General features: G+C 55.9%; 7 protein-coding genes and 1 pseudogene. 4 read left to right on the top strand and 4 right to left on the bottom strand.

The annotated features are described in order from the left end of the window. Together CUC53_RS16105 and pssA are read right to left on the bottom strand one after the other, a co-directional pair. Positions 1-699: OB-fold nucleic acid binding domain-containing protein (locus tag CUC53_RS16105; protein WP_236757944.1), on the bottom strand; the 699-nt coding region annotated here is incomplete at its 3' end. Between the two features lie 185 nt (positions 700-884). Then, positions 885-2,234: a CDP-diacylglycerol--serine O-phosphatidyltransferase gene (pssA, locus tag CUC53_RS16115; protein WP_167386779.1), complete on the bottom strand. Its 1,350-nt coding sequence runs from the start codon at positions 2,232-2,234 to the stop codon at positions 885-887. 326 nt (positions 2,235-2,560) lie between these two features. On the opposite strand from pssA, the gene CUC53_RS16120 reads away from it, so the two are divergent. The 3 genes from CUC53_RS16120 (at position 2,561) to CUC53_RS16130 (ending at position 5,943) form a co-directional block, all read left to right on the top strand. Further along, a complete protein-coding gene (locus CUC53_RS16120; protein WP_100295077.1) occupies positions 2,561-3,574 on the top strand; it encodes an AraC family transcriptional regulator in 1,014 nt (337 codons plus the stop codon). Positions 3,575-3,704: 130 nt separating this feature from the next. Next, a complete protein-coding gene (locus CUC53_RS16125; RefSeq protein ID WP_100295078.1) occupies positions 3,705-4,733 on the top strand; it encodes a histone deacetylase family protein in 1,029 nt (342 codons plus the stop codon). Between the two features lie 163 nt (positions 4,734-4,896). Then, a complete protein-coding gene (locus tag CUC53_RS16130) occupies positions 4,897-5,943 on the top strand; it encodes a polyamine ABC transporter substrate-binding protein (RefSeq protein WP_236757945.1) in 1,047 nt (348 codons plus the stop codon). Positions 5,944-6,801: 858 nt separating this feature from the next. Here the strand turns inward: CUC53_RS16130 and CUC53_RS16135 are convergent. Next, complete coding sequence (locus tag CUC53_RS16135) at positions 6,802-7,104, bottom strand: DUF1145 domain-containing protein (RefSeq protein WP_100295079.1); 303 nt, start codon at positions 7,102-7,104, stop codon at positions 6,802-6,804. A gap of 121 nt (positions 7,105-7,225) precedes the next feature. Further along, positions 7,226-7,855, bottom strand: coding sequence for a 16S rRNA (guanine(966)-N(2))-methyltransferase RsmD (rsmD, locus tag CUC53_RS16140; RefSeq protein WP_100295080.1), 630 nt, complete (start codon positions 7,853-7,855; stop codon positions 7,226-7,228). A 110-nt stretch (positions 7,856-7,965) separates the two neighbouring features. Between rsmD and CUC53_RS16145 the strand changes: the two are divergent. After that, positions 7,966-8,388 (top strand): annotated as a pseudogene (locus CUC53_RS16145) (signal recognition particle-docking protein FtsY); the annotation flags it as partial.

Below are 8,388 nucleotides of genomic sequence, written 5' to 3' on the forward strand. Positions count from 1 at the left end.
CTGAAGCTGCTGCATCGCCCGCCCCCCTCGGTGGCGCGGCCGCGGCTGGGCCGGATGCTGACAGCTTGCCAGCAGCGGCAGCGCCACCGAGGGGGGCGGGCGATGCAGCAGCTTCAGGGCGGCGGCCAGTTCAATCTGATGGGGATAGAGTCCGGCGGGCAGCAGCTCCTCCACGCCATAGAGGTCGAGCTGGGCCAGCGCCTGATCGGTGAGGTTGCGCAGGGTGAGCTGGCGCAGCCCTTCGGTAGTCGGGTAGACGGGGGTGAGCGCCTCTTCGGTCTGACCGGCCTGCTCTTCGCCGAGCAGCTTGTACTCGGGGTGGGCCATCTCCAGCCCGTATTTGCCGGGGCGCACCTCGCCAAAGCAGCGGATCAGACGGCCCGCCGCCAGACTGTTTTTCTGGGCGGCGGTGAAGTTGAAGAAGCGCAAGGTGAGGGTGCCGGTGCCATCGCTGATGCGACAGACCATCATCCGGCGGCGCCCCATCACCAGCTGAGTGTCCTGGATTTCGCCCTCGACTGCGCCGTGCAGGCCGGGCGGCAGATCGCCGATGGGCCACACCTGGGTGCGGTCCTCGTAGCGCAGGGGAAGGTGGAACAGCAGATCCTGTACCGTGGCCAGCCCCAATCGGACTAGCTTCTCCTGCATCTTGCTGCCGACACCCTTGAGGCTGTCGAGTGGGATTTTATCCAATTTCATCAATTAGATGCCCGAAAAAACTGTAAATATGTCCAGATGATAGGGGGGATTCGGGTATCGGTGCAAGCTAGCCTTGCGGGGATGAGGGTGTTCTGTTTGAGCGTAGCCACGTTAACGAGATAAAGGCCTGCCATCATTGGCAGGCCTTTATCTGGGGGCTGACGGGTGAGCGCAAGGCTGACCACTTAGATGATCCGTTTTAGCAACAAATGGGCCTTCACTCGGTGAATACGTGCCAGCAGTTTACGCACTTGCTCGGGGTAATCGGCGATCTGTTCGACTTGATCAAAATGGGCAAGGCGCTGAGTGTGAGTCAGGATGCTGTCGCGTTCTGCCTGAAACTGGGCTTGCAGGTGTTGATGAGGGTCGCGAACCAGCAGACCATTCTCCAGATCTAATGCCCAAGCCCGAGGGTTGAGGTTGTTGCCGGTGAGCAGGGCCCACACATCATCGACAAAAATACCCTTGAGGTGATAGGAGTTGCGCTCGCAGCACCACAGCATCAGGTTGAGGCGGCCAGCATCAATGTAGCGCTGATTACGCTCGGCAAACTTGCGCAGATTGGTTTCGTAGAGATAGGGCAGGCCCCCGATGGTGGAGAACTTCTCTTCCGGCGGGATGAAAAAGTCGTTGGCGGTTTTGTCGCCCACCACAATGGTGACATTGCAGCCACGTTTGAGCAGCACCTCAATGTCTTTGCTCAGCTCTTTGGGTAAGTTGAAATAAGGGGTGCAGATGAAGATGTCCCGTTCGGTAGCCCGCACCAGATTACGGATCATCTGATTGAGTTGGTTATTGCGCTTTCCCATGCCCGCTACGGGGGTGATGCTCACGTCGGTACTATCAACCGACATATTACTAAAGCGGTATTGGCCTTGGCGTAGCTGGCGCTTGAAGCGACGGATCGGCCCCTTCAACTGCTTGGCGCTGGGGATGTCGCAGCGATCCAGTCGTTGCACCGCCTCACTTCTGACGAATTGATCATCGACATAGTTAACCATGCTGCGCGCCAACGCTGGGCTGGTTACTTGGTGATAGCGGTCGAAACGGTAGCGATCTTGCTGGTGCAAGTAGATATCGTTGAGGCTGGCGCCAGAGTAGAGCACCACATCATCGAAAATAAAGCCCTTGAGGTGGAGCACGCCAAGCAGCTCGCGCCCTTTGACGGGAACCCCATAAATTTCAATTTTATGCTGATGACTGGCAGCCATCTCCTGATACATCAGGTGGTTGCCCCCTTGCTTGCCTTTGCCAATCAAACCACGTTGGGCGCGGTGAAAATCGACAAACAGTTTGATATCCAGCGCTGGATTGCGCTGTTTGGCGGCGTAGAGGGCGCTGAGGATCTCGCGTCCTGCTTCATCATCCTGCAGATAGAGGGCCACCAAATAAATGCGCTGTGCGGCGCTGGCGATCAGCGCCAGAATTCGTTGCTTGAAGTCTTGGGCGCTATACAGCACCTCAAACTGATCTGCCGCGACCGCGATCTGGGGCAGATGCGCCAGCAGTTGTCGATAATGGGCCGATGAATGCATAGAGAAACCTGAAATCACGGGGTTAAGCGTTCCACTCGGAGCGAAGAATAGGCGATTCTAGCAATCTCGCCCTGTCAGCCAAAGCAAGAATCATCATAAAGATGAAAAAGGGTTCATTGGTTACCGTCACAATGATGGATCTTTAGCGGATGACATGCTTCTAAAGAGTAAGGTGTCAGTGTGGAAAAATGGGTGAAACTACTTGAGCACGAAGGGGGAGCAATGCAAGAGTGGTGAGGCGGTGTTGAGCTCACTGAGTGACTGTTAGCTTTTGATATAAAACGTATTTAACTCTTTTTTATCACGCATGGATGAGGGAGTTTGCGATGCAGGAACCCCAACTGACCACGTTACATGTCGTCTCTTGTGCGCTCGATTATCTCAGCGAGCAGGCCCCTCACTCTGCGCGGGAGCAGATCGCTGCCACCTTGCTGGCCAATAGTGGTATCACCCTCGCCGATTTGCACAGCGGTGAGGTGCGTATCACCCGCCAGCAAGAGCTCACGGTGTGTGCCAACGGGTTAGCCTCTTGCCCTGATCTGGGGCTGATATTGGGGCAGCGGATGCATATCTCTGCTTATGGCTTGCTTGGCTATGCGGCGATCTCCTGCGCTACGCTCGCCGATGCCCTGCAATTGATGTTTCGCTATCCCGCCTTGCTGGGCACCTATTTTCAGCTGCAGTTGCATGTGGAGGGCGAGCTGGCGTGGATTAGTGCCAGCCACTATCAGCAGCGTGCCGATTTACTGCGCTTTAATATCGAGATGTGTCTCGCGTCGTTGCAGCAAATGTGCAGTGATCTGGTTGGCCGCCCCCTGCCGATCCGAGCGGCTGAATTTACCCTACCAGCACCGCCTTATCGCAATCGTTATCGTGACTGTTTTGGTGATCGACTGTGCTTTGCGGCTAAGCGAGATGGTTTTGCGTTTGATAGCCAACTGTTGGCAACCCCTTTACCGCTCGCCAACCCAGTGACCCACAGCGAAATGGTGGCTCGCTGTCGCCAGCTCGATGGCGAGTTCAACACCAACCGGCACTGGCTCTATCGCGCACGAACGCTGTTGGCTGGACAACTGGCCCATGCACCGCGTCTTGAACAGCTGGCGGAGCAGATGCACTGTTCGCCACGGACGTTGCGTCGCCGCCTCAAAGGGATGGGAACCAGCTATCAGGCCCAGCTTGATGAGCTGCGATTTGAGCAAGCTAAGCAGCTGTTGGCTGAGCCAAGTCACGCCATTTATCACATAGCCAAACGGTTGGGGTTTAGTGAAAGCGCGAGCTTTCGGCACGCCTTCTTGCGTTGGAGCGGGGTCACACCGCGCCAATATCGGCAGTACTGAACGGGTGGTACTGGGTCTGTTGTTCGCCACAATTGGCCTGATTTATCCCTTTTTGGCCACCCTTCTCATTCACATGTCGGTAACATTTGCCCTTCATGAGATTGATGTTGTGAGCCAAAAGAGGGCAAACATGCTGACCATTTATAGCGCCGATCACCAACTGCATCATGGCCAATGTGAACTGATCGACGGCCAATTACTGCCCTGTTTCGAAAAACCGGAGCGTGCAGATATCATTTTGGCTCGGCTAGAAACAAGGCAACTCGGGCCCATCCTGCCTGCCCAAGAGTATGGGTTAGCGCCCATCGCCCGAGTTCATGACCAAGGTCTGCTCGATTTTTTGCGCAGCGCGTGGTCACGCTGGGCGGCCCTCGATCAGCCGGGGGATCTGCTGCCCTATACCTGGCCCACACGGGTGCTGGGTCAACAAAAACCCGCCAGCGTGCACGGCCAATTTGGCTATTACAGCTTCGATGCGGGGGTGCCGATCACCGCGGGTACTTGGCAAGCCGTGTATAGCTCGGCGCAAGTCGCCCTGACGGCGCAGCAGCACATCATGGCTGGGGAAAAAGCGGCGTTTGCCCTATGTCGCCCGCCCGGTCACCACGCAGCGGCGGATCAAATCGGTGGATACTGCTACCTCAATAATGCCGCTATCGCCGCCCAAGCTTTTTTGGATCAGGGCTATCGCAAAGTGGCCATCCTCGATGTGGATTATCACCACGGTAACGGCACCCAAGGGATTTTCTACGACCGGCAAGATGTGCTGTTTGTCTCCATTCATGGTGACCCTGCCGCTGAATACCCCTTCTTTTTAGGGTATGCCGATGAAACGGGGGTCGGTGCTGGGGAGGGCTATAACCTCAACCTCCCGCTGCCGGCAGGCAGTGGCTGGCAGCAGTGGGGAGCCGCGCTTGAACGGGGTTGCCAGCGCATCAGTGACTATCAGCCGGATGTGCTGATTGTCTCGCTCGGTGTCGATACCTATGAAGATGATCCGATTTCCTGCTTTCGCCTGACCAATGCCGATTATCTGACCATGGGGCAGCGGATCGCTGCCCTCCAGCTACCCACCCTGTTTGTGATGGAAGGGGGCTATGCGGTGGAGGCGATCGGCATCAATACCGTGAACGTGTTGGAAGGATTCGAAGGCCGCTGATGTCAGGGGCTGGCCAGTGATACGCAGCATTAACAGGGAGCACGTTGTCATGGGGAAAGTGGTTATGGATCAGATGGTCACACAACACGCCACCATCAAAGGCCCGTTTAGTCGCCGAGTCCGCGCGCAGCTTGCCAGCGGCTTACTTGCTGGGCTGCTCGCCATGCCGGGTGCCTTGGCGGCGACGGGAGAGCTGCGGGTGTACAACTGGTCCGATTATATTACGCCGCAGGCGCTCACCGACTTTAAAAACCAGACCGGTATCAAACTCACCTACGACGTGTTTGATACCAACGAGGCGCTGGAAGCGAAACTGCTGGCGGGTCGTTCTGGTTACGATGTGGTGGTGCCATCCAATACCTTTCTGGCTAAACAGGTGCAAGCAGGGGTCTTTCTTACGCTAGATCGCAGCAAATTGCCCAATTGGCAGTACCTAGACCCCACCTTGATGGCATTGCTGCAAGAGAATGATCCCGGTAATCAACATGCTATTCCCTATATGTATGGCACGGTGATCCTCGGCTATAACGTCGATAAGGTGCAGGCGGTGCTGGGAGATAGCGCCCCAGTGGATAGCTGGGATCTGATCTTTAAGCAGGAGTACGCCAGCAAGCTGGCTAAGTGCGGTATCGCCTTTATCGACTCCCCATCCGACATCATTCCGATCGCCTTGAACTACCTGAAGCTCTCCCCCAACAGCACCAAGGTGGCGGATTACGAGCAAGCCAAAGCCCTACTGTTATCGGTGCGGCCCTATATTCGCTACTTTCACTCATCTAAATACATGAATGACATCGCCAGCGGAGATATCTGTGTAGCGATTGGCTATTCCGGCAGCTTCTATCAGTTTGGTAACGTCGCCAAAGATGCCAACAACGGGGTGCAGGTGGCCATGCGCCAACCCAAAGAGGGGGCACCTATCTGGTTTGATATGTTGGCGATCCCCAAAGATGCCCCAGATGTGGACGAGGCATACCAATTTATCAACTATCTACTGCAACCTGCGGTGATTGCCCCCATCAGTGATAAAACCGGCTATCCCAACCCTAATAAAGAGGGGATTAAACAGGTCAAGAGTGAGATCCGTGATAACCCAGATCTAGTGCCGTCAGCAGCCAACATGGCCCGCTTGTTCCCCCTCAAGCCGCTGCCAGCCAAGGTCGAGCGTGTCAGGACACGGATCTGGAATACCATCAAGTCCGGCACCTAACTCAGCGTGGCCGCTACGCTCTGGCGATCGGTCGTGATCATGATGCTGTTTTGGCGGGTTATCTGCGGTTGGCGTGGTGACGGAGGCTAAGATCGACGAAATCGTTTTCCTGCAGGCCTAGTGCTTAACGTTATCGTGTAAGAGATTGGCTATTGAGGTTGTAAGAGTGGGCAGCCTTAAACCGTACGTGAAGCCATCCCTACATTATTAAAATCCGGATATACAAATCACAAGAAATTGATTTTTATATATTTTTTGTTTTTATTGCTCTGTGGAATAGCTGAGGCGTTTTTTTTCTTAGCGAGCAATCCTTGTCCCGCACAGCGGTTGTCTTACTATGAAGCCACAAGGACGAAACAGGCGATGCAGGACATAAAGCCTGATCATAAAGAAACATTTTCCACGAGAAGTGGGCTAGGAACACCTCATCATCGAGGCCGTTCACAGGGCGGTGAACGACGCAAGGATGACAGGATTGCTGCGGGACGTGGCCGGACACTCTTAGGATGAGAGCAGAGCGCAGGGAATGTCGCTCTTCAGGATGAGCAGGAACTCGCCGGATGCGGGCAGGACCCTTCAGGATGAAGTGAGATAATCTGGATGGTTATCGGTCAGGAAGACGCAAGGAACCCCACAGGATGTGGCAACGGACACCTCCAAGATGGAGATCGTGAAGCAATTTAGGATCAATTGCTGGGCTAGGGATGCCGCAGGACACGCCGACGGACTGGCAAGGGGATATTCCAAGGGATTCGGATAACGTCAGGGACTGCAGGGAGCATCGCAGTGCTAGGGACGGGACGACACGACTCTAGGGGACGGCTACCGCCGTCCCCTTTTCTTTTTTGCCTTGCTGGATCAGGATGGTTGACTGCGCTGCGCCTCTTCAATGAGCGCGTTGAGCCGTAACCGGATCTCCATCATGCCGAACACCCCAAAAATGAGTACCCCGATGAACTCAGCACGACTGATGGCAAAGTAGCGTTTACAGGCTGCTTTGATCATGCTGGCCTGTAGCCAGTGGAACAGAGCGACAATCACCCCACACACGGGCAAAAAACTGTTGAGTTTACTGGGCAGTGGCGTGATAAGACTGACTAGCACGCCAAACCAGAAGAACAGTATCAGACCCATCGCCAACAGATTAAAGACCCGCTTCATTGTTTACCTCCCGTAGATAGCGTTGATAACAGACCTGATGTGATCGACCTGCTTGTCCTTGAGCGGTTGCCCACATTGACTGGGGGGGATCAATCGCCCCTGTTCCCCTTCCAGCCGGCATTTAAATGGCAACATCGTTCTCGGGACTTCGCAGATAGAGTTGATAGCAGACCTGACCTGCCTGCTTGTCCTTGAGTAGCTGCCAGTTGGCAGGCAGCGTCAGATCGGCCATCTCTTTTTCCCGCTCCAGATAGATCAGGGCATCCGCTGCCAGCCAGCCGCGCTGCTCCAGCAGCTCGCACACTTGCGGCAGCAGATCGCGGCGAAACGGCGGATCGAGGAACACCAGATCAAACGGCGTGGCCGGGCCTTGTAGCCAGCTCACCGCATCAGAGTGGATCACCTGACCCTGACTGCTGCCGAGGACGGTCAGGTTCTTCTTGATCTGGTCGGCGGCCCCTTTGTCCATCTCAATCAAGGTCACCTGCTCGGCATAGCGCGACAGCGCCTCCAGCCCCAAGCCGCCGCTACCGGCAAACAGATCCAGGCAGCGGGTGCCGCGAATGTGGGGGGCCAGCCAGTTGAAGATGGTCTCTTTGACGCGATCCGTGGTGGGTCTGAGCCCTTCCACATCCTTGACCGGCAATTTGCGGCCTCGCCACTGGCCGCTGATGATTCTTACAAAGCCCGATTTTCCTTGCGGGGCGGGACTCTTGCTCGGGTTGCTACGGCTGGATTTCACTCTGGGCATCGCGTTTCATCGTCAGAAAATAAAGTGGTAGTATAAGGCGGTTCATTTTTATGCCGACCCGCCAAGGGACGGCTATCTTAGCAGTCAGCCTTTGATGTGAGTATTTTTAGATGGCAAAAGGTTTGTTTTCCTGGCTGGGTTTCGGCCGCAAGAAAGAAGAGGCTGAGGCTGTCCAACCACAGACACCCCAAGCCACCCCGATTACCGCTGAGCCTGAGGTCACTGCTACCACCGCTCCTGTTTCCGATACCACTGTTTCCGATAGTACGCCGGCTGTTGCCCCCGAAGTGCCTGCCAGCGCACAGAATCCCGTTTTGCAAGATGATTGCTGCCAGCCGTCCGAGCTGGACGACCACGGTCCGCTGGTGGTGGAGGAGTGCGCCTCCGACTTGGAGCCGGTGATCGTCAACGAAGTGCTGATGGCTGAGGAGGCGCAAGCCGCTGAAGCGGCTCGTATCGCTGCCGAGGCTCGCGCTGCGCAGGAGGCTCGTATCGCGGCCGAGGCCCGCGCTGCGCAAGAGGTTCGCATTGCT

It is taken from the genome of Aeromonas cavernicola (assembly GCF_002795305.1).
Taxonomy (GTDB): Bacteria; Pseudomonadota; Gammaproteobacteria; order Enterobacterales; family Aeromonadaceae; genus Aeromonas; species Aeromonas cavernicola.